Source organism: Prevotella sp. C0209C1 (assembly GCF_056583855.1).
This window is the reverse complement of the sequence record NZ_JBWPJP010000009.1, coordinates 44815-68854: the sequence shown is the minus strand read 5'-3', so window position 1 is coordinate 68854 and position 24040 is coordinate 44815. Positions and strand designations below refer to the sequence as shown.

Here is a 24040-nt window from a genome sequence, read left to right as displayed (position 1 = left end):
TTTATAATAACTTTTTTATTACTTTAGTAATACGTTGCAAACCTTCTATCATTGTTGCGCGTTGGGTGGCTATATTTATACGAAGGTATCCCTCTCCATACTTCTTGCTGTACAATGTCCCTGGATTAATAAAAACGTGTGCTTCTTTTATTAATTGTTTAGAAAGAGCTTCTGCTTTAATATTTAATGCTTCTATGTTAATCCATACAAGATACGTTCCTTCCAATCGTAAAACTTCTATCTGTGGTAATTCCTTTTTTAAAAAGTTTTTAAGAGTAACATAGTTGTTGTTTATATATACATTTAACTCTTTAAGCCAATCCTTGCTTTTGTTATAAGCAGCTTCTAAAGCAATGGGTGCAAAAGGATTAACATCGCATATTTCAAAGATATTTATAGCTCTATCTATTTTATATCGTAAAGTTTGGTTTTTGCAAATAATATTTGCTATTTGAAGTCCTGCTATATTAAAACTTTTAGTGGGAGAATTAAGAGTAATACAATTGTTTTGACAATCTTCATTAATAGCAGCAAAAGGAGTAAAGGTATATCCTGGCATTATAAGTTCACAATGAATTTCATCGCTTATAACCATCACGTCATGCTTAAGACATATAGTATTTATCTTTTCAAGCTCTTCTTTTGTCCATACACGTCCTGATGGATTATGTGGATTACATAACAAAAAAATAGTAGTCTTTTTATCAGCACATTTACTCTCAAAGTCTTCCCAATCCATTACATAACTATCATCTTTTCGTCTTAAAGGTGTTTCTAACACTTCACATCCTTGATTTTTTATGCTAGAAAAGAAGCAATTATATGCAGGGCTTTGTATTAAGATCTTTTCTCCTGGCATTGTTAGAGCATAGATAGTAGCACTAATAGCAGGAACAACACCTGTTGTATAAATTATCCAACTTTTATCTATAACCCAATCATGCTCTCTATTAAACCAGTTAATAATTGATTCATAGTAGCTTTCAGGCACAGATGTATATCCAAAAACTCCATGCTTTACACGTTCTTCTAATGCTTTTTGTATTGCAGGAGCTGCAAGAAAGTCCATATCAGCTACCCACATCGGAATTATATCCTTATCACTTATTTCGTCCCATTTTACAGAATTAGTACCACGACGTATAATTTCCTTATCAAAGTTATACATATCTTTTTATATAATTGTGTTATGTTATTAACGAATAACTATTGTGGTTAATTTTTCTTTAGCATATTTATCATAAGTAACCTTACCTATTTTATCAGCAGAAATATATCCCGATATAGGGTTTTTTATTTCTGTAATAGACCCTATAATACTTGCATTGATATTTTTAGAATCTTCGAAGCATCTATCGCAAGCAACATCGAAGGTACAATCTTCAAGAGTTATTCCGTTCATATAACAAAGAGGCTGCTCACCACTTATATGGCATTGCACCATTTTTATGTTTTTACTATGCCAGCCTATGTATTCTCCATTTAGTTCAGAATTATATATTACAACGTTTTCGCACTCCCAAAAAGCATCTTTAGTTTCTATCTTAGCATTATGTATTTCTACATTTTTACAGTATTGAAATACGTATTTAGCATCAGATACCAAACCATCTACATAGATATTTTTAGAAAACATAAAGGGATAAGTTCCCTCGTGTAAAAGCACATTATGTAGTTTTAATCCGTCAACCTTCCAAAAAGTTTCATCAGCATCATTTATTTTCACATTATCTAATTTAAGATTTTTCATCTCACGAAAAAACTTAGGACCATCAATAATGCTATCTTTCATTACCATATTATTAGAATACCAAATGGCTGAACGCGATTCTTCTGCAAAATAGCAATTAGTAATTACGCTTTTATCTACATGCCACCAAGGGTATCTACCATAAAATTTAGATGCATTACATTCTATATTCTTACAAAATTTAATTCCAGATTCTCCATCAATAATTTCTATATTTTCAAGTCGTGTGTTCTCAATACCAAATAGAGGACGCTCGCCTTTAAACGTTTTGTTCTTTACTAAATACATTATTTTATAGTGTGTTTATATAGGAAGATGTTGTTACTAATTAATAAACATGAAACACATATACTTTTTTAATATTTATGTGATAATTTATTTTTAATGGCAAAGTTATAGTTTTTTATTTAAAAAACGCATAAAGATAGTTTTTCTATGCTGTTTTTGTTAAAAGTCATAGCTATAAATATGACATACTTTTAAAAATTATACTTACTTTTGTAGGTGGAAAATTATATATAAAAATGGCTAATATAAGTGTGTTTAAGCAAAACCCTATTTTTTTTATTGTAAGCAATTTCCTAAAACTTTATATCTTTTTAGGTTTATTGCTTCGTATAACATTAATGATAACAGCTCCAAGCGATGCTTCATTTTGTTTTTTCGAAATATTGCGTAGTATAGGGTTAGGATTACTTTCTGACATTGGGACAGGTTTGCTGCTATTAATTCCTTTATTTGTGCTTTATCCTATGCTGAATGAAGCAAAATATAATAAGATAGCAGGAGTATGTATAGAGACATTACTTATTATATGTTTCGCTTATAGTTTTTGGCATAAAAATATTTTTTACGAATATGGTGGTGTTGTTCCTAATATAGCACAGATATTGTTAGGTTGGAAAGTTTTTAGTTTTTCTATACGCTTTTTTATTCCTAAGATACGCTTATTATGGCGTAGCTGTTCTTTATATTTTTCTTGGATATTATATGTGGGATTATTATTTTTTATATCAATAGGTGAATATCTTTTTTGGGAAGAATTTGGTGTTAGATATAATTTTATAGCTGTTGATTATCTTATATATACTAATGAGGTTATAGGTAACATTATGGAATCATACTCTATTTTTCCTATAATAATTACCGTTCTAATATGTTCTTTAGGTATTATATGGTTGCAATCCAGAAAGGCTCACTTTAAGTTAGAACGTCTTTATAATGTTAAGACTCTTTGCTTTCATATAATATATTTTATCCTTTCCGTGTTAGTGGGTTGGGGTATATTAACAGCTATAGACCCTATAACGGCTAAAAACCATTATGTTGATCAGATAGGGCGTAACGGTATAGACTGTTTTGTACGTGCTTTCTTTAATAATACTCTTGAATATAATAAGTTTTATGCAATGCTTCCTGAGAAAGAGGTTAAGAGCAATTATTATAAGTTAGCAGATTTAAATGCAAATGGAGAAAAAGAATTAAGCGCAAAAGGTAAATCACAATTAAAAAACATTGTATTAATTACTGTAGAAAGTCTTAGTGCCGATTTTCTTACCCGATATGGTAATAAGCAGAGTATTACGCCTAATCTTGATGTATTGATGACAAAAAGTCTTGTTTTAGACAGTTTGTTTGCCAATGGTAACCGCACTGTGCGCGGCTTAGAGGCTTTGTCTTTATGTATACCGCCTGTGTCTGGGGAAAGTATTATAAAACAAAAAAACAACAGAATGGGCAATCTTTCTGTTGGAGCACAGCTTAAGAAGCTCGGTTATACTGTACAATTTATGTACGGAGGAGATAGCTATTTTGATAATATGAGCAATTTCTTTTCAAATAATGGATATGAAATAATAGATCGTAAAAATATTGATCCTGCAAAGATTACTTTTGCAAATATATGGGGAGTATGCGATGAAGATATGTTTAACAAAAGCCTTGAGGTATTTGATAAAGATGCTGCTAAAGGCAAACCTTTCTTTGCCCAGATAATGACTACAAGCAATCATCGCCCTTATACATACCCAAAAGGCAAAATAAAATATGATGGTAACATTCATTGTCGTGAGGCTGCAGTAAAATACACAGATTATGCTATCGGCAAATTTATATCTGATGCTACTCATAAATCATGGTTTAAGAATACTGTCTTTATCATTATAGCAGACCACTGTGCCTCAAGTGCAGGTAGTACCTCTATACCTATTGATAAATACCATATTCCTTGTTTAATTTATTCTCCTAATTTTATTCGTCCAAAGGTAATTTCTACCCTTTGTTCACAAATTGATGTTATGCCTACTGTCATGGCTATGTTACGATTACATGTTAAAGTGCGCTTTACAGGACAAGATATATTTTCTCCTTTATATAAGCCACGTGCTTTCATGGCTACTTATCAAGATTTAGGCTATTTAGAGAATGATAAGCTAACGGTATTGTCTCCTGTAAAGAAAATACGGCAATATGCTGTAAGATATAAAAAAGGCGAAGAGGCTAAAGAGTATCTCTTATCACAACAAGATTTGCCACTCTTAAAGAAAGCACAGAGCTATTATCAGTATATAAATCTTTATTTAAAACGAAAGTAGTATTTATGAAAACCTCTTTAGCTCTTTTATTTTATAATAAACTTTATATATAATAAAAAATTGCGTTTTGCATGGGAAATATTATTTATATGTTAGACCATTATGATAAAGTCCTTATGCTTTATCTCAACTTTGATGGTGGTGTAATGATTGATAACATTTGGAAATTATTCTCATTACCTATTATATGGCTTCCTTTAGCCATTATGTTTCTTTTTGGTTTAATACGTCATCATGTTCCTTTTACCACCATTCTGTTAGTTATAGTATTTTTTGCTTTAGCAGTAGGACTGTCAGACTTTATATCCTCAGGGCTTATCAAGCCTTTTTGTGCAAGACTTCGTCCTTCTCATTGCATAACTATTTGTAATAAGCTACATTATGTAGATGGTTATCGTGGGGGAGAATTTGGCTTTGTCTCAAGTCATGCTGCTACCACCTTTAGTATCTTCACTTTTATTAGTTTGTTACTACATAAAAAACGTATCACTTTTCCCTTGCTCTTTTTAACCATTTGCATCTGCTATTCTCGCATTTATCTGGGAGTGCATTACCCCGGTGATATTCTATGTGGAGCAATTGTAGGAATATCTATGGGGGGAACATCTTACTTAGGACTTATTTATGTGTATCGTGTGAGTAATATCTTACCTTATTATTTACTTGTAAGACGTGTTGAAAAAGAACTTTATTATACTATTTGGATAACATTATTCGCTCCCATTATCATTGGAATAGGTAATTCATATTAAAACTTTTCACATATAAAAAGATAAGAGGACGTAAAAAATACGCCCTCTTAACTTCTTACTATATATATCTATATTTTTACAAATTTGGGTTCATTTCCTTCCACTTATCAATAGATGGAATGATACCTAAAGTGATAATTTCCTCACGCATTTTGCAAAGATGCTTATAAGATGCTTCCAAAGCAGCAACTTCTTCAGAAGTACCTGTAGGTTCTGTAAAATGAACTCCTGTCTTATCTATCGTAGTAGGCATAGCCATCATTACATTCTTAAACTTTTCGTTATTTACATAACAACCTGCTGGCAATGTAAATTTATCTCCACCCATAGCTGCTTCTATCATCTTAACAGAACAGTAAGCTGGGCTTTGGAACGAACTACGACCACGAAGCTTAATAATATTAGAACCACCCTGAGTAGTACGCTGCTTTATTTCAGCCCACTTCTCCTGAGAAAGTCCTTTTTCTGATAATGGTGTGCCATCAATAGTAACCTTAGATGCAAACACAGCCATTTGCTCACCATGACCACCATAGGTGTGGGCACCCTGAACCTTATCTTGCTGAACACCGAACTCTTCAGCAAGAGCTTGTTGAAGTCGTGTAGAATCAAGAGCTGCAAGAGATGTTAGCTGATTTGGTTTTAGACCAGAATGGATTAAAGTAGTAAGAGCTGTAACGTCTGCAGGATTAAAAATAACAACAACATGCTCTACGTTAGGGCAATATTTCTTAATGTTATCCCCAAAATCGGCAGCTATCTGACAATTGCCTTTTAAAAGATCTTCACGAGTCATACCTTCTTTACGTGGAGCTCCACCTGAAGAAATTATATACTTAGCACCTGTAAAGGCCTTCTCAGGGTCAGTAGTGTAGCTAAGATTTGCACCAGCAAAAGCACATTGACACATTTCTTCATAAACACCATGTACTCCAGGCTCATAAATGTCGTAAAGGCATACATTAGGTGTTAAACCAAGAGTGAGCACACTCTGTACCATGTTTGAGCCGATCATACCACCAGCACCTACGATGACAAGTTTGTCGTTAGTTAAATAATTCATACGTTATTTATATTATAAGTTTATATTTATAGTTGTGAATAACTTTATCACAAAAGTAATAAAAAAAGGAGGAAGCACCATACATATACCCCTTTACTTAACGTTATTTTATGCAAAAAAATGAAGTTGGTAAGTGGGGTTAGCAAAATTGATGTTAGGCAAAGAGGTTTTATATCGTTATACGACATATTTCATACAACGGAAAGACATATATTAATTACAAAAATAAATTATTTTTATTGCATTTTCTTGTTATTTTTCCTATAAAAATAATTTATTTTTTATTTTTAAAGATAATCTTTTCTTGCTAAAAAGACTATTAATTGCTAAAAGAAAGGTTACCTATTACTCTCTCTAAGATATTACATATTAAAGGAGATAGATTTTTAAAGGCTAACACCTAAAGATAAACGCCAGCCCTAAACTTAAAGATTAATAAAAGTTTTTATAGTACAACCATAAGATAATAAGCCCTCGTATAAGATAACAACCAGTTTTATTAAAAACAATAAAAGCCCTGATAAGAAGATCCTAACAGGGCTTAACATATAGCATTATGATATTTTATAGAAACATATAAACCATTACTTATACAAAACTTATTACTCCGTTTATAGACTCTTTTGAGTCTTCTTCCTCTTTTGCAATCACCTTTGGCGCATTAATCATTTTTATATCCTCTATATTACGCTTTGTACGTTTATATGTAGGAATGTTCTCTACAGCAAGAATTACATCGTCATTATCTAAATCCTCTGTAGAAAAAAGGTAAACACGAGGCCGTGTTTTTTCCTGTTTACTATCCCCCGTCTCATAATATTCTCCACGACGACGAGCTTTTTCTGCCTCAGCTTCCTTTTCAGCTGCAAGCAATGCTACCTCTTTTTCATCATGCCGCTGTATACGATCCTTCATATCTTCAGAATCAACATCACGTATTCCAAAACCGGTTGCAAGGATAGTTACTTTTACTTTCTTGTCTAATTCTGGATCGGTAGCAACACCCCATTTCAATTCAAAACGCTCGCTAAACTTTTCCATGAAGGCATTAATCTCACGCATCTCGTCCATAGTAACGCCTGCATTACCACCTTCATCGGCATGAAAATTAATCTGAATAAGAATGCGCTTCGACTTATATATATCATTATTATTAAGCAATGGAGAGTTAAGAGCATCATTAATAGCATTAGTTACACGACCTTCACCTTCACCATACCCAGTACTCATTATAGCAACTCCTCCATCTTTCAAAATGGTACGAACATCATTAAAATCGAGATTTATCACACCATGTGTCGTAATAATTTCGGCTATACTCTTAGCAGCTATACTTAAAGTGTCATCTGCTTTCTTAAAAGCTGCCATAAGGCTCAGGTCTGGATAAATCTTTAACAAACGCTCGTTGTTAATTACTAATAAAGCATCGACATATTTAGCCATCTCTTCCACACCATCTAAAGCCTGATCTATCTTGCGAGTACCCTCAAACTTAAATGGAATGGTAACAATACCCACTGTTAATATATCAAGATCCTTGCTGATACGAGCTATAACAGGACCTGCGCCCGTACCCGTACCGCCTCCCATACCTGCTGTTATGAAAGCCATCTTTGTGCCGTCTGAAAGCATCTTCTTTATGCTATCAGCTGTATCTTCGGCAGCCTTACGCGCCTTCTCTGGACGATTACCTGCTCCTAAGCCTTCTGTTCCCAACTGAAGATGTACAGGTACAGGAGAATCGTTTAATGCCTGAGCATCTGTATTACATACCACAAAGGTAACATCGTGAATACCTTCTTTATACATGTGGTTTACGGCATTACCACCTCCACCACCAACACCTATTACTTTTATAATGCTATCAGTAACATCTTTATCATCAAAGTCTAATATTCTGTTTACATCTGCCATAACTATATGTTCCTTTTATTGCTATCTTTTTTACATTATTTATATAAGACTATATCAGCCCTATTCCTCGTCAGCCTCAAATATTTTACCACTAATATCTTTTATCTTATTGCTGAACTTACCCCAGAAACTGTTTTTACGCTCTTCTTCCTTCTCTTTACGTATTCTCTCTTCCTCCTCTTCACGTAAGCGACGCTCTTCCTCTTCTCTACGACGACGCTCTTCCTCCTGCTTCTTTTTATCTTCAAGTGTAGGTACCAATCCCTGACCTTGTAATGGCTTTGGAGATGATGTGTGAGAATTTTGTGATATAGGAGTACCTGTTACTATATCTTCTGTACTCGTAAATAAATTATTTGCATTAGGATTGTAAGTAGCTCCTGCACAATTCATATCGCCTTTGGCTAAAATGCCAAGGACAGTATTCATATCACCACGCCGTGAGGTGATATCAGATGCACTTGCATTAATAGTGTAAGTTACAAAATTAGCTTTACGTATTTTACCTATACCTGTAGAATCTCTGAAAGCATGTTCTATATTTGGCAAGTTCATTCCTCCTCCGGTGAGAATAATTCCACCAAGAAGGGTATGTGAATAGTCTGTTGGAACTTGAGCCCAAACATTTTCTATTATTTCTGTAACACGTGCTTCCACCACCTTTATAAACTCGCTACAATCTATTGATTGCTCTTTGTTTACTGTATATTTAGCATTAATATCTATAGCAGAAGTTTCTGTAAAAGCACTCGCATACTTTAGTTTCATACGCTCTGCGTCCTTTTCATCTATCTGAAGAGAAGCAAGGTCTCGTGTAATATTATTACTACCTAAAGGAATTACTGCTAAGTGGCGAAGAAGATTTTTATAATATACCAATACTGTAGTAGTATCGGCACCAAGATCAACAAGTACACAACCTCCACGACGTTCACTCTCACTCAACACACTATCTGCAAGAGCTAAAGGAGCAAGATACATTTCGGCTATCTTAACATCTGCCTTTTGGAAACAATTATTAAGATTATCATAAAAAGACTGACGCCATAAAATGTTTAAAAAGTTACCCTCTAAACGATTTGCCTTTATACCTACAGGATCAATAGCCTTTTGATTATCAACATTATATTCTTGCGTTACAGCATCAAGGATTTCCTGATCAGGATAGCTCATGTTACGATTAGCGTCCATAAGCTCATTTATCATATCACTTGTGATAATAGTATCATTAGGAAGATCTTTGATGATAACATTACGCACACTACGAATAGATTGTCCACCCACACCTACAAAGACTTGGGTTATTTCATACTTAAGCTGCTTTCTTAGCTTAGTAATAATACTCGTAAGACATTGTGCAGTCTTATCAATATTATATACTATTCCTTTACGAATACATTCTGATGCATTCTCTTTTACTACCGCTGCGACATCAATACTGCCATCGAGCTTCTTTTTACCTGCTATACCTCTAATTTTGGAAGAGCCCAGCTCTATAGCTACTATGAATTCTGCCATATATAAAATGTATTATATTTTTATCTTATCGTTTATATTTATCATTCCGTAGGACCTTCTTCTGCCATTGGACCATCTGTTTTCTTTTCTTTCTTAACCTCTGAAGATTTCTTCTCAAGCACTTCTGGCTCGTTTTTTTTAACATCAACAGCCTCTGAACGCGTTGTAGGCTTTTCTGCACCTGTCTCTTCATGAAGCTGCTTTTTACAAACTATCTGATTGTCAAACTCTAAATTGATATAAGAATATAAGTTCCACCCTACTTTTGACATACCATATTTATAAAACTTACTAAGCCGATCAAGCTTCTTACTTACAAACTCGCGAATACCTCGTTCACGTGCCGACTTATATTTACCATACGGCAGATAGCCTAAAAAGATAATCTGATTACCCACACGAGGCACTAACTCTATACCTCTATCTGGCAAAACATGAATTTGTTCTATCTGGTTTAGCCAAAAAGGAGACGCATTTATCTCCTTTGCTAATGAAGATAGATAATATTGTGCGAAGATTCTGTTAATAGATCCTGTCGCTATAATAAGGTCGCTTATATATTTAGAATTAGGAAGAATACCTCCATTATCATCTAAATAATAATCATCGCCATTATCGCTCTTAATACGAATTATAGGCATACGTTGGGTTATATTTATAAAAACAATGCCACTTGTAGTCTTATAACACTGAGCTGTCTGCACAAAAGGGCCCGTTCTAAGAGTCTCTTCTATACGGCGAGGATTAATTGCATTCATTGACTTGTTAAGTGGATAGAGCTTAACCTTGTTTAATATATCCTTAACTTCTTCTGCACTAAGAAAACCTGCATTATTAACATCAGATATATTTATTTTTACCTCATTACATACAGCCACATTCTCTTCTGGCTTGTTCCATGAGGTAACAGCCAAAATAAGATAAACTGCCAGTAGAACATCTATCAAAGCAATAGTAATACTCTTCCACCTTATGTACATCGGTATTATTCCTTATCTAATATTATTTGAGATATTTGAGACACATAATCATTTAAGTTACCAGCTCCAAGAATAACAAGCACATCAAAATCGCGCGACTTAACAAAACTAAGTACACTATCCTTTAATATCATTTGTTTTTGGACACCTTCCTTTAAATTGTCATAAATAAGCTTTGAAGTAACGCCTTCTATAGGCTCTTCACGAGCAGGATATATTTCAGTAAGAATAACCTCATCGAAAAAACTAAGCGAATAGGCAAATTCCTTATAAAAATCGCGTGTTCGGGTATAAAGATGTGGCTGAAAGATTACGGTTATCTTACGATTAGAATAAAGCTCCTTTAAACTTTTAGCACTCTGTAAAATCTCCTTTGGGTGATGTGCATAGTCAGATAAAACAACATGTTTAGCATTCTTAACCTTAAAATCAAAACGCCTATCTACACCACTATAAGTTTTTATTCCTTCACGTATTTCATTAGGTATAACACCATTTAGCTGTGCCATAGCCATTGCTGCTATACTGTTTTCAATATTTATTGGTATAGGTTGCCCAAGCTCTACATCTTTAATAGACTCTATAGGAGATATAAAATCGAATATTATAGTACCATCTTTTATACGGACATTATCAGCATGAAAATCGCCTTCTTCACGACTATACTCATAAACCCTTACCCCCTCTTGTACATTAGGCTTCATCTCAAGATCTTTATGAATTATAAGGGCACCACCTGCTTTTATTAATTCTGTATAATGACGAAAACTCTCTAAATAAGCCTCTTTTGTTCCATATATATCAAGATGATCAGGATCGGTAGAAGTTATTACTGTTATCCAAGGGCGTAACCAATGAAAGGAACGATCAAACTCATCAGCCTCTATTACAACATAATCGCTCTTATTAGACAAAATATAGTTAGTACCATAGTTCTTTGAAATACCTCCTAAAAAAGCTGTACAACCCACAGAACTCTGATGCATTATGTGAGCACACATACTAGATGTTGTAGTCTTACCATGTGTTCCAGCAAAACATAACCCTCTATGTGTTCTTGTTAACGTACCAAGAACCTGAGCACGCTTTTGAATTTCAAAACCATTCTCTTTAAAAAAAACAAGCTCTTTATGTGAAACAGGTATTGCAGGTGTGTAAATAATTAAAGTGTTTGCTTTATTGCGACAAGCATTAGGTATTAAGTCTATATTCTCTTCATAGTGAATATTCATACCTTCTTTCTGAAGTTGCTTTGTAAGATCTGAAGAAGTCTTATCGTAGCCAGCTACTACACACCCTATATGAAGAAAATAACGAGCTATAGCACTCATACCTATACCACCAGCACCAATAAAATAAACAGCTTTTATATCTTTCAATTCCATATTTTCTATCAATTAATCCAAAAAAAAAGATTATCATTTACATAGCTTTAACACCTCTTCTGCTATTATATCAGAAGCATTATGTAATCCCATCTTTTTAATATTTTTGCTAAGAGTTGCTAACTGGTCGCTATTATTTATAGTGTTAAGTGCTAACTGCAAAAGAGTAGCAGGAGCATCAGCATCACTTACAAACATAGCTGCTCCTTTATTTACTAAAGCCATAGCGTTCTTTGTCTGATGATCCTCTGCTACATTAGGACTTGGCACTAAGATTACAGGCTTTCCTATAAGCTGGAACTCGCTAATAGAACTTGCTCCTGCGCGGCTAATTACTAAATCAGCAGCTTTATATGCTGCTCCCATATCACTAATAAAATCCATCACATGAAGATTATCCAGCCCCTTTTTATCTAAAACACTATTAATATTATCAAAATAACGCTTACCTGTCTGCCAAACTATCTGCACATCGCTATTATGAATAAGATCAAGATGCTCTATAATAGAGCTATTTATAGTCTGGGCACCCAAGCTACCTCCAACTATAAGAATAGTTTTCTTTGATGGATTAAGACCAAAACTCATACGAGCTTCCTCTTTGGTTATAGTTGTTTCCAAGATGTTTTGACGCACAGGGTTACCCGTCATTATAATCTTATCAGCAGGGAAAAAACGTTCCATACCCTCATACGCTACACATATCTTACTCACTTTTTTAGCTAATAGCTTATTAGTAACACCTGCATATGAATTTTGTTCTTGTATCAAACATGGTATACCCATATTAGCAGCCTTATAAAGCGTAGCTCCACTTGCATAGCCACCCACACCAATAACTACATCAGGACGAAAATCTTTAATTATCTTCTTTGCTATACGAAGACTCTTCCATAGCTTTAAAAGAACCTTAATATTATTTAATTTATTAACTCTATCAAACCCTAATATAGGTAATCCTTTTATAGAATATCCTGCAGCAGGAACACGTTGCATCTCCATACGCCCCTCTGCACCTACAAAAAGAATCTTTGCTTTAGGATTTTTTGCTTTTAAAGCATTGGCTATTGACACTGCAGGAAATATATGACCACCAGTACCACCACCGCTAATTATAAATCGTAAATCGTCTTTCATTTATACGTCTATTTTACAATTACAAAGATAAGAAATATTTTTCTATTCTTATTAGTTACTATCAATTTTATACATCTGCAACATTTAATAAAGAAGAAGCATTATCCTCTTCTTTTTTTACATTTGATCTACGCTTCGCAGAACGACTTATACTAAGAATAGCACCAATATAGATACAATTAATAATAGACGAAGTACCTCCTTTACTAATAAGAGGTAAAGGCTGCCCTGTTACAGGTGCTAATCCCACAGCTACAGCCATATTAAACATTGCTTGTGAAACCAACAAGAAAGCTAAACCCATAGCCAAGAAAGTTGGAAAAGAATTTTCACATTTTCGAGCAATAATACCAACACGAATAAAAAGAATCACATAAAGAGCTAATACCACAAACGCTCCTAATATACCTGTCTCTTCTATTATGATAGCATATATAAAATCAGAAAAAGCTTGCGATAAAAAGTCACGCTCATTAGAATTGCCAGGCCCTTTCCCGACTATATTAGACGAAGCTATAGCTATATTAGCATGCGCAACCTGTGCATCTTTATCAAGATCAAAATCTTTTGGAGCAATATATTTATTACTAAAAAACTTATCTATACGAGCTTTCCATGTATCAGCACGATGAAACATTTTCTGAATAAAGCCTGTTTCTTTTTTTTGTTCCTGCGCTGTCGCTGTTTGCTCTGTAAAATTCTGCTTTTTATTTTCAACTTCCACATTCTTACTATTACCTGCAAACATAACAAAAGCTAAACCCAAAAACACTATAAAAAAGATTACCCCTATCAGTTTACCTATCTGCTTAAAAGGTACTCTGCCTATAAACATCATAAAGATAACGGTTAAGAAAAGCAATGCTGCAGTAGAGAGATTCTCTAAAAAGATAGGAAAGATAACAACAGTTGATACTATCAAAATATATCTTATTGCTTTACGATCTGCACCATGATCCGTTTGCATAGCACTAAGAAGCTGCGCTATCGTCATTATAAGTGCTCCTTTTCCCAATTCTGATGGCTGAAACTGTATTCCTCCTATGCTTATCCAACGACTTGCACCATTAGTAACACCGCCTATTAACATAACAATATATAGTAAGAATATAGAACCTATTAGAAATATTGGTGTAGCTAACTTAAAATATCTACACTCTATATTCAACACAAATATCATGGATACCCAACCTAAAACTAACATCATAGTATGATATATTATAGGTCCCCAGAAGTTTCCTCCCTTATATGATAAAGAACTAGAGGCTGAATACACCTCTATAATACTAATTATACAAAGAAAGAAAAATATCATCCATACTACTTTATCTCCCTTAAATATATTCTTCAACGACTTAACGTTCATTTTTTTATTGGTCTTTTTAAGTTCTATTTAAAAATAAGCTGATTTCATTTTTTTATCTGCATAAACGTAAAAGGTTATCCAAAAACACACTTTTATAGCTCTATACTAAAAGAAAACGTCCACTAATAGCTTTATTTTTAACCGCATACTAATTACTTTTTTATAACGAACGAACCAAAGTCTTAAACTGATTGCCACGATCTTCCATATTCTTAAACAAATCAAAGCTAGCGCAACAAGGACTCAATAACACCGTATCTCCAGACTTTGCTAACTCTCTACAAGCTGCTACGCAATCTTTCATAGAATGAGTATCACGCGTAATTATACCAAGATTATCAAAATTATCGTGTAATTTTTTATTATCAGCACCTAAATAAACTATAGCCCTACACTTCTGTTTAACAAGATCCTTTATAGCATCGTAGTTATTTCCTTTGTCTCTACCACCAAGAATAAGCACCGTAGGTGTAACCATACTTTCAAGAGCATACCAACAAGCATCTACATTGGTAGCTTTAGAATCATTAATATACTGTACTCCTGAAACTTTGCACACCTTTTCCAAACGATGTTCTACACCTTTGAAATCACTTAAACTTTTACGAATATTTTCTTTTTTTATACCACCTATATTAGCAGCTATACCTGCAGCAAGAGAATTGTATATATTATGCTTACCTGTAAGCGATAAATCTTCTTGCTCCATATTAAATGGAATAGGCTTCTCTATAGTGTACATTCCTTCTTCAATATATCCTATGCTGCCAGTTTCTTTTAATTCAGAAAAAGGATATTGCACAGCCTTTACATCAAACTTTTCTAACTCTTTCTTTATAACGGGATCATCTTTCCAATAAATAAAACTATCTTCTTTTGTTTGGTTCTGAATAATACGCATCTTAGCATTAGCATAATTCTCAAATTTATACTCATAACGATCAAGATGATCAGGAGTAATATTAAGAAGAATAGCTATATTTGCACGAAATTTATACATATTATCTAATTGAAAACTACTTAACTCGATAACATAATATGCATGTGGCGATTCAGCTACTTGAAGAGCAAGACTTTTACCTATATTACCTGCAAGTCCTACATCATAACCAGCATCTTTAAAAATATGAAAGATCAAACTTGTAGTGGTTGTTTTGCCATTACTACCAGTAATACATATCATCTTAGACGTTGTATATCTTCCAGCAAACTCTATCTCGCTGATAATAGGTATACCACGTTTTATAAGTTTCTGCACCATAGGTGCTTCCTTTGGAATACCCGGACTTTTTATAACTTCATCAGAATCAATAATCTTAGCTTCAGTATGCACACCTTCTTCCCAATCTATATTATGGTCATTAAGCATTTTTTTATACTTATCCTTAATAACCGACATATCCGAAACAAATACTTCAAAGCCTTGCTTTTTAGCAAGTATGGCAGCTCCAGTACCACTTTCACCTGCCCCTAATATTACCATCTTTTTCATATTATATATGCCCTTTCTTATCTTAACTTCAGCGTAATAATTGTAAATGCTGCTAAAATAATAGAAATTATTACAAAACGTATCACTATCTTACTCTCATGCACAGCGCTATGAGGCTTTGTAAAAACATACTTACAATCAGGATCAAGCTGTGAATCAAGAGTTCGAAAAGCATCATGAATAGGTGTACGCTTAAATATGCGTTGTTTTATACCCTTATGCTTACCTGTCCTATAATACCATACCTGTATAATTACGCTTAAACTTTCTACAAAAAATATTCCACAAAGAATAGGTAAGAGCAACTCTTTATGAATAATTATAGCACCAACAGCAATAATTCCACCTATTGTCAAACTACCTGTATCTCCCATAAACACCTGAGCAGGATAAGCATTATACCATAAAAAGCCTATTAAAGCACCTATAAAAGCAGAAAAGAATATCACCAACTCTTCTGAGCCTGGTATAAACATTATGTTCAGATAAGCAGCATATTGATAATGGCTACTTACATAAGCCAATATTCCTAAGACTACACCTATTACAGCAGAATTACCTGCACACATACCGTCCATACCATCATTAAGATTAGCACCATTAGAAACCGCAGTTACCACGATAATAGTCATAATAACAAATAAGATCCAACCTGCAGCAGTCTTATATTGTCCCATAAAACCCATTATTTCAGAATAATCGAGATTATGGTTCTTAACAAATGGTATTGTGGTCTTTAATGTCTTTATAGCTGTCTGATGATGATGAATAATAGTTTCTGTGTTATTTTTATTAGGGATTTCTTCATTTAGATTTGCCTTTACATCAGGAGAAGCCCAAAGAGTTAAACCTACTATAAGTCCGATACTTATCTGTCCTACTATCTTATATTTACCTTTTAAGCCTTCCTTACTATGGCGAAATATTTTAATAAAATCGTCCATTCCTCCTAAAAATCCAAGCCATATAGTAGTAATTATCATCAATAAAAGATATATATTACGAAGTCTACCGAACAGGATAACAGGAACTAACAGTGCTACTATGATTATAATACCACCCATAGATGGAACTCCTATCTTATTAATTCCAAACGGATCTATACTTGCATCACGCTGCGTTTCAGTTATCTGTCTACGCTTTAAATACTTAATAAACCGTTCTCCGAACCAAGCTGAGATGATTAAAGCAAGAATCATCGCAAGAATAGCACGAAAACTAATATAACTCCAAAGGTGAGTGCCACTAATGCCATATTCACCTAACCATCTAAAAATATAGTACAACATCTTGTTATATTGATATGTTTGGTTATGATTATTGCTTATTTAATATTAAAAATATCTCGAAGTACTTCATGATCATCGAAATGATGCTTAACTCCTTTTATTTCCTGATAATCTTCATGTCCTTTTCCTGCAACAAGAATTACATCTCCTTTTTTAGCTAACTTTGCTGCAGTGCGCATAGCTTCACGCCGATCGACAATAGTTAATACCTTATTAAGTTGAGTTTCATCAAGTCCTGCCACCATATCATTTATAATAGCTTGCGGATCTTCAAACCTCGGATTATCACTAGTTAATATAACTACATCACTATGTTTTACAGCTTCCTGTGCCATAAGCGGACGTTTACCTTTATCTCTATTTCCCCCAGCTCCACATACTGTGATAATCTGTCCCGTTTTACCTTCCATAACGTCATGAATAGCACTTAAAACATTAGATAACGCGTCTGGTGTGTGTGCATAATCGACTATGGCTGTAAAACCTTCTGGAGAACGAATAGGCTCAAGACGCCCATTAACACTCTTCAAAGTGCTAAGCACTAACAGTATGTCATCTTTAGATTTTCCTAACATTACTGCTGCACCATAAACAGCCAACAAATTACTTACATTAAATTTTCCGATAAATTGCACTCCTACTTCCTTTCCATCTATATCAAGATACATACCTTCAAAATGGCATTCTATTATCCTTGCTCGAAAATCTGCCATGCGCTGTATAGAATATGTCTTAATATTTGCCTTACAATTTTGTACCATTATCATACCATTCTTATCATCGGCATTAGTAATAGCAAAGGCTTTCTTTGGAAGACTATCAAAAAACATTTTCTTTGCATTACGATAATTTTCGAAAGTCTTATGATAATCAAGATGATCACGTGTAAGATTAGTAAAAATACCTCCAGTAAAATAAAGTCCACCGATACGATGCTGGTGAATAGCATGGCTGGAACATTCCATGAAAGCATATTCACACCCTGCTTCAACCATCTTACTAAGTAGCTGATTTAGCTCTATAGGATCAGGGGTAGTATGCTCTGTATGATGTGCTTCTGCATCAATATAGTTACAAACGGTTGATAAAAGCCCTACTTTATAACCAAAGGCTCTAAACATATTATATAATAATGTGGCTATAGTAGTTTTTCCATTAGTACCAGTAACACCTACTAACTTTAATTTTTTTGAAGGATTTCCATAAAACATTGTGGCTATTTTCCCCACTTCTTTCTCTGTAGATTCTACCTGAATGTATGTAATTCCGTCTTTTAATTCGCTTGGTACATCTTCTAATAGTATTGCTTTCGCACCAGATTCTATTGCTTTATTTATAAAACAATGACCATCTACTTGTGTACCCTTTATAGCTACAAAGATATGTCCTACATCTATCTTTCTGCTATCAATATTAACACCAGTTATATCAATATCAGTATCACCTGTGATACTTAAAGTTTTCACTTCACTTAATAAGTCAGTTAACTTCATAATCTATTAACTTTTAATATTTTTATTCATTATTTTTACCACGTTATATCCTAATTCAATGTTATAAAACAGGTTTCTCCTCGTTTTATCTTTTCGCCAGGTACTAAGCTTTGCTTAGTTACCTTACCACAGCCCATTATTCTTACCTTTAAGCCTCGTTGCTCTAAAAGATAAACAGCATCACGAGCACCCATGTTATACACATTGGGTACTACCTTCTTATTATTATAATTTTGTCTTTGAAAGGCTATTGAATAATGTGTACTATTTACAATTCCCCATATAGGATTGCCAAAAGGATAAGTACCTCCCCAGCCATTTTTTGGAGAATAACCTAATGTACTTAAAACATAATCAGCAGCAAGAATATTTCCTGTTTTAACTGGTGGGATAAGAATAGATGAAGGCTCTCGAGCATCTGTTACACTAAGTTTTAAGTCGCGTGCCATAATACCTTCTGCTATATGATGGAAAACTACTCCACTCATGCCTCCACCAGAAGCTGGTAAGCCCGTCTTTTGTATACACACTATACAGCTATACTTAGGCTTATCGGCTGGAAAAAAACCTGCAAAACTTAATAAATAGTTAGTCCCACCTGCTTTATACCCAAGAGCACCCTTTGAAATTTGGGCTGTTCCTGTCTTACCTGCTACGGCAAACTTATCTGAACCAGCTTTCTTTCCAAGACCTTCAGAGACTACTTCTGTTAATATTCTGCGTATCTTCGTGATAGTACTTTCTTTTGCTATTTGATTTTTTATTACTTCTGGAGGATATTCTGCTATTACTTGCCCATTCTTTATTATCTGTTTTACAAAACGCGGACGCATCATCTTCCCATTATTTGCTATAGCATTATAAAAAGTTAGTGTAGATATTGGAGGTATCTGGCTTTCATAACCTATACTCATCCATGGTAATGCGGTAGCACTCCAGTTGTAATATTGTCCACGTTTGTTTTTTCGTGGCATACGTATTTTTGCAGGTGAATAGCCTACAATGGGTAAATGTAAATCGGTTGCTAATCCAAGATCATATATACCTTGTACAAATTTCTCTGGATTCTTATGGTAATAAATGTCAATAATACGACTTACACCTATATTTGAGCTATATTTCAGTGTCCACGGTAGCATAAGATTACCATATCCTCCCTTTCGCCAATTGTGGTCTTTCATCTCTCTACCGTACATATTCCAAACACCCGTACCTGTTGCTATGGTGTAAGTGGTATCAACTAATCCATCGTCGAGTATGGTCATTATAGAAGCTGTCTTAAATACCGACCCTGGCTCTAACAAATCGCTCACTGCATGGTTTTTTATCTCACGATATTCACCATCTTCACATTTATCCATATTGACAATAGCTTTCACATCTCCTGTTGCTACCTCCATAACAATAGCTACACCTACATTACCATTTATCTCCTTTAGCTCATTTATCAAAGCACGCTCTGCTAAATCTTGCATACTAACATCTATTGTTGTGATAATATCTGCACCATCTACAGGTGCTGTATCAGTAATGTTAAGAAATTTATTCCTTACCTTTCTACGATGAATAATACCATTAGTACCACGTAAAATAGAATCAAAGGACAATTCTAAACCGCACCGAGCAGTATCTTTTGCACCAAACATATCGCCTATAGTACGCTGTGCTAATGAGCCAAACGGACGCCTACGTGCATTAAACTCTTCCCAATGAAAACCACTTTTAAACTTTGAAAGATGAAATATTGGCAAACTTTGCACATCTTTAAACGTATTATAAGCTATGCGCCCGTCCCATATTGCCCAATGACGACTTTTCTTATGATATCCCTCTAATAAATGTTGCTTAAAAGATTGAGCAGATTTCTCTGGAAATATCTCATTAAGACCTTTACTAATATAATCGACACTATCCACAAAAGCTGTATCATTACCTGCTTCGGATAAAGCCTTAAAATCCATATATACCTTAAATTCTGGCAAAGAGCTCGCCATCAGCTCTCCATCTCCACTCAATATATTACCTCTTATAGGTTTTATCTTAACACTATCTTTTTTTTGCAAAGCAGCCACTTGCATCCAATAATCCTTCTTTACGGTCATTGTATTAGCTGCCTTCATCATTATTAGAAAAGCAAATATAACTATACCTACCGTAGTAAAAAAATACCACTTTATGCTTTCTTTATTATTAAACCTATTCATGCTATTCTTTTATTCTGGAACATTTATTATATAGGGAGGCCTATCTGATATTTTAAGCACACTGTCTTTATTGTTTTTAAGCAACTCGAGTATATGGCTTTCACGCGTCTTCTCTGTTAGCTGACTACTACTTGAGAGAGCTCTATACTTAGCATCTTCCAGCTCTGTATTCAGCTTATCTATCTCTATCAAATACTTCTGAGCATTATATCTATTAGTAATATAAATAATAATAAATAACACTATTAACAGGATCAAACCTATATTATTGCGAAGCACTTGAGCTGAAAGAATATCTCCACCTATAATCTTGGTAAAAGTAAAACTAGACGACTGCGGCTTCTCGCCCTCTTGAGCTTGATCTTGCAAAGCTCTTTCTATCCTATCTATCCTTTCTTCTACCTCAGACTCTGCTTCCTTTTCTTCATCTTCTTTTACTTCTTCTTTTCCCTCAACAGATAATGTATGCACCTCTGCTAACTGTTCTTCTTTTATAGGTAAAACAGTATTATCTGCTATTTCCTCTTTTTTATCCTCTTTCTTCATGTTTCTTCTCTGCAATTCTTAATTTTGCACTACGACTTCGAGGATTTCTCTCTATTTCTTCATCTGTGGCAACAATCACTTTGTTATTTACCAACTTAAAAGGAGTTTTTATCCTACCAAAGAAATCTTGAGAAATCTTTCCTTCCGCATTACCAGATTTCATAAAATTCTTAACCAAACGATCTTCTAACGAATGGTAAGTTATCACAGACAAACGCCCACCAGGGGCTAAAAGCTCTATCGCCGATGTAAGCATCTTGGTTAAAGCCTGCATTTCCTGATTCACTTCTATACGCAGGGCTTGAAACAGCTTTGCCATATCTTTCTTTTCCCTAACACGCATAAAAAAAGGATTGACTATTTTTAAAAAGTCTGTTGTAGTCCTTATAGCCTTATTTGCCCTACCCTTTACTATCGCTGCAGCAATGCGCTTAGACTGTTTTAGCTCGCCATAGACATAAAATAGTCTCGCCAAATCTTCCTCCTTATAATCATTTAAAACATCAAAAGCCTGCTTACCAGACTCCTTATTCATACGCATATCTAAAGGAGCATCATCAAAACGAAAAGAAAAACCACGATTTTCATCATCAAAATGATGACTACTAACACCCAAATCGGCTATCAATCCATCTATTTTATCTACACCATAATAACGCATCCAGTTCTTTAGATACCTAAAGTTAGAACGCACAAAAGTAAATTTCTTACTAAGTTCTTTATCACTTTCAGTAAGATACTTTATGTTCTGCTCAGCATCTAAATCTTGATCAAAACTATAAAGATGAGCATCGCCTGATAAATGGGATAATATCTCTCTACTATGGCCACCACCACCAAAAGTAACATCTACATAGATGCCACCCTTACGAATGTTTAATCCATCAACACTCTCTTTGAGAAGAACGGGGACATGGTAGCTTTCAGCAGTTTTTATCATTATAGTTGCTATTATTATTGTTGTTTCTTAAAAATATCTTTTTATGGCATTTAAAATGCCTTCATTACTTTTCCATTAAGTCTTCTAAAGCTTTTCCTAACTCTTCATAGGGCATAAACTCCTCTAAAGTGTTACCCTTTGACCATATTTCTATGCTATCATCCATACCTATAAAACTTATCTCTTGCTCTATATTTGCAAGACAGAGATAACGCTTAGGTATAAGTATCCTACCGTTAGTATCTAAAGTAATCACCTCTACATCAGAAACATACTGACGATAAACCATCTGGTCACGCTTATTCCATCTACTTAACTTGGCTCTTAAAGTATCTAACCTATCATTCCACACCGACTGTGGATAAAGCACAAGGCACGGCTCAAAAAGATCTTTTCGCATAATAAGAGATTCTTCGCCAGACACACTTAGTATCTTACGAAACGTAGATGGGAAAAAAGCCCTACCCTTTACATCTACCCTTGCATCTACATTGCCAAGAAACCTCATAATAACAATTTTATTTTTATACAATACCTAAGTAGACCCCAAAGTTACATAAATTTCACCACATTCCTCCACATTCCCCCACAATATTTTATCCAACTAAGAGTTTTTCCTTTTTTTACTATACGGGTGATATCAAAAAAAGTGAGAAATAAAATTTAATTAATATAACAAATTACGCATATATTTCAATATTTATACTAATAACATGGTAATTTCCAAAAATATTTATTTATTTTTGCATATTGTTTTGGGAAATGAAGAATATGGGAGAAAGTATTCAGAAAACTATTGATATTGAGAACATTCTCAAGAGTAAAATGGGAAACAAAGCAAGGTTTGTACCTCGCTTTGCTATTAACTGGTTAAAGGGCATAATCCACGAAGAACAAGTAAACAAGTTTCTATGGGATTCAAGGTCCTTTTCAGGTACAGAATGGCTTGAGGAATGTATGAAATATCTCGGTATGACGCTCAAAATAAATGGTTTAGAAAATTTGCCTAAGAAAGATGACGGTAAGTTTTATACCTTTGTTTCAAATCATCCTTTAGGTGGTCAAGATGGTGTTGCGCTTGGTGCTATAATAGGGCGGCATTATGACGGTAAGTTTAAATATTTAGTTAACGACCTATTATTAAATCTGCCCAGTCTAAAGCCTATAAGCATCGGTATAAACAAAACAGGAAAACAACACAGAGACTTCCCTAAAATGATTGAAGCTGGCTTTCAAAGCAATAATCACATCATAATGTTCCCAGCCGGGCTTAATAGCAGAAAGATAAATGGGCATATACATGACCTTCCTTGGAAAAAAACCTTTATCACCAAAAGCGTGGAATATAAACGCGATATAGTACCTATTTTCTTTGGTGGACAAAACTCTGAACGCTTCTATCGCATTGCTCATTTCAGCGATAAATACTTAAAAAAGATAAACTTAGCAATGCTATTTCTTGTTGATGAAATGTATAAAAATATAGGAAAAACTTTTTACATAAACATAGGCAAGCCTATACCTTGGCAAACCTTTGATAAGAGTAAAACTCCTAAAGAGTGGGCAAAATATGTAGAAGATAAGGTTTATGAATTATAATAAAACCATTATCTTAAC

Annotated in this window: 19 protein-coding genes; 3 read left to right on the top strand and 16 right to left on the bottom strand. The window is 34.1% G+C overall.

Annotated features, from left to right (window positions below; all coding sequences use genetic code 11):
• Position 1: 1 nt before the first annotated feature.
• Both AC1DCD_RS03900 and AC1DCD_RS03895 read right to left on the bottom strand, forming a co-directional pair.
• Positions 2–1168 (bottom strand): MalY/PatB family protein, encoded by a 1167-nt coding sequence (locus AC1DCD_RS03900; protein WP_008447102.1) that lies wholly within the window; start codon positions 1166–1168, stop codon positions 2–4.
• 27 nt (positions 1169–1195) lie between these two features.
• The gene (locus AC1DCD_RS03895; RefSeq protein WP_464639549.1) at positions 1196–2038 is read right to left on the bottom strand and encodes a DUF3737 family protein; all 843 of its coding nucleotides are present in this window, start codon (positions 2036–2038) and stop codon (positions 1196–1198) included.
• A 236-nt stretch (positions 2039–2274) separates the two neighbouring features.
• On the opposite strand from AC1DCD_RS03895, the gene AC1DCD_RS03890 reads away from it, so the two are divergent.
• The gene (locus AC1DCD_RS03890) at positions 2275–4344 is read left to right on the top strand and encodes an LTA synthase family protein (protein WP_464639545.1); all 2070 of its coding nucleotides are present in this window, start codon (positions 2275–2277) and stop codon (positions 4342–4344) included.
• 71 nt (positions 4345–4415) lie between these two features.
• Positions 4416–5096 (top strand): phosphatase PAP2 family protein, encoded by a 681-nt coding sequence (locus AC1DCD_RS03885; RefSeq protein WP_008447099.1) that lies wholly within the window; start codon positions 4416–4418, stop codon positions 5094–5096.
• Between the two features lie 76 nt (positions 5097–5172).
• Here the strand turns inward: AC1DCD_RS03885 and AC1DCD_RS03880 are convergent, their stop codons facing one another.
• From AC1DCD_RS03880 to AC1DCD_RS03815, 14 genes are all read right to left on the bottom strand, one after another.
• Positions 5173–6159 (bottom strand): malate dehydrogenase, encoded by a 987-nt coding sequence (locus AC1DCD_RS03880; protein WP_008447115.1) that lies wholly within the window; start codon positions 6157–6159, stop codon positions 5173–5175.
• Between the two features lie 588 nt (positions 6160–6747).
• Complete coding sequence (gene ftsZ, locus AC1DCD_RS03875; protein WP_008447085.1) at positions 6748–8073, bottom strand: cell division protein FtsZ; 1326 nt, start codon at positions 8071–8073, stop codon at positions 6748–6750.
• Positions 8074–8133: 60 nt separating this feature from the next.
• The gene (ftsA, locus tag AC1DCD_RS03870) at positions 8134–9591 is read right to left on the bottom strand and encodes a cell division protein FtsA (RefSeq protein WP_464639542.1); all 1458 of its coding nucleotides are present in this window, start codon (positions 9589–9591) and stop codon (positions 8134–8136) included.
• A 41-nt stretch (positions 9592–9632) separates the two neighbouring features.
• Complete coding sequence (locus AC1DCD_RS03865) at positions 9633–10571, bottom strand: cell division protein FtsQ/DivIB (RefSeq protein ID WP_464639540.1); 939 nt, start codon at positions 10569–10571, stop codon at positions 9633–9635.
• Between the two features lie 5 nt (positions 10572–10576).
• Positions 10577–11956, bottom strand: a complete 1380-nt coding sequence (gene murC, locus AC1DCD_RS03860) for a UDP-N-acetylmuramate--L-alanine ligase (RefSeq protein ID WP_464639538.1) — start codon at positions 11954–11956, stop codon at positions 10577–10579.
• Between the two features lie 33 nt (positions 11957–11989).
• The gene (murG, locus tag AC1DCD_RS03855) at positions 11990–13093 is read right to left on the bottom strand and encodes an undecaprenyldiphospho-muramoylpentapeptide beta-N-acetylglucosaminyltransferase (protein ID WP_008447063.1); all 1104 of its coding nucleotides are present in this window, start codon (positions 13091–13093) and stop codon (positions 11990–11992) included.
• A gap of 67 nt (positions 13094–13160) precedes the next feature.
• On the bottom strand, positions 13161–14459 hold the full coding sequence (locus AC1DCD_RS03850; RefSeq protein WP_464639536.1) for an FtsW/RodA/SpoVE family cell cycle protein: 1299 nt from the start codon (positions 14457–14459) through the stop codon (positions 13161–13163).
• A gap of 160 nt (positions 14460–14619) precedes the next feature.
• Entirely contained in the window at positions 14620–15951 is a 1332-nt protein-coding gene (gene murD / locus AC1DCD_RS03845; protein WP_008447094.1) for a UDP-N-acetylmuramoyl-L-alanine--D-glutamate ligase, read from the bottom strand.
• Between the two features lie 17 nt (positions 15952–15968).
• Positions 15969–17240 carry a phospho-N-acetylmuramoyl-pentapeptide-transferase gene (locus tag AC1DCD_RS03840; RefSeq protein WP_464639534.1) on the bottom strand — a complete coding sequence of 424 codons (1272 nt, stop codon included), beginning with the start codon at positions 17238–17240 and terminating at the stop codon, positions 15969–15971.
• A gap of 35 nt (positions 17241–17275) precedes the next feature.
• Positions 17276–18733, bottom strand: a complete 1458-nt coding sequence (locus AC1DCD_RS03835; protein WP_060933052.1) for a UDP-N-acetylmuramoyl-L-alanyl-D-glutamate--2,6-diaminopimelate ligase — start codon at positions 18731–18733, stop codon at positions 17276–17278.
• 50 nt (positions 18734–18783) lie between these two features.
• Positions 18784–20937 carry a penicillin-binding protein gene (locus AC1DCD_RS03830; RefSeq protein WP_464639532.1) on the bottom strand — a complete coding sequence of 718 codons (2154 nt, stop codon included), beginning with the start codon at positions 20935–20937 and terminating at the stop codon, positions 18784–18786.
• Positions 20938–20946: 9 nt separating this feature from the next.
• Positions 20947–21483 (bottom strand): FtsL-like putative cell division protein, encoded by a 537-nt coding sequence (locus AC1DCD_RS03825; protein WP_019036351.1) that lies wholly within the window; start codon positions 21481–21483, stop codon positions 20947–20949.
• The gene (gene rsmH, locus AC1DCD_RS03820; RefSeq protein ID WP_060933050.1) at positions 21467–22423 is read right to left on the bottom strand and encodes a 16S rRNA (cytosine(1402)-N(4))-methyltransferase RsmH; all 957 of its coding nucleotides are present in this window, start codon (positions 22421–22423) and stop codon (positions 21467–21469) included. Before rsmH ends, AC1DCD_RS03825 begins: the two co-directional genes overlap by 17 nt.
• Positions 22424–22487: 64 nt before the next feature.
• Entirely contained in the window at positions 22488–22931 is a 444-nt protein-coding gene (locus AC1DCD_RS03815; RefSeq protein WP_008447059.1) for a division/cell wall cluster transcriptional repressor MraZ, read from the bottom strand.
• Positions 22932–23194: 263 nt separating this feature from the next.
• On the opposite strand from AC1DCD_RS03815, the gene glsA reads away from it, so the two are divergent.
• On the top strand, positions 23195–24022 hold the full coding sequence (glsA, locus tag AC1DCD_RS03810) for a lyso-glycine lipid O-acyltransferase GlsA (protein WP_039863970.1): 828 nt from the start codon (positions 23195–23197) through the stop codon (positions 24020–24022).
• The last annotated feature ends 18 nt before the right edge of the window (positions 24023–24040 follow it).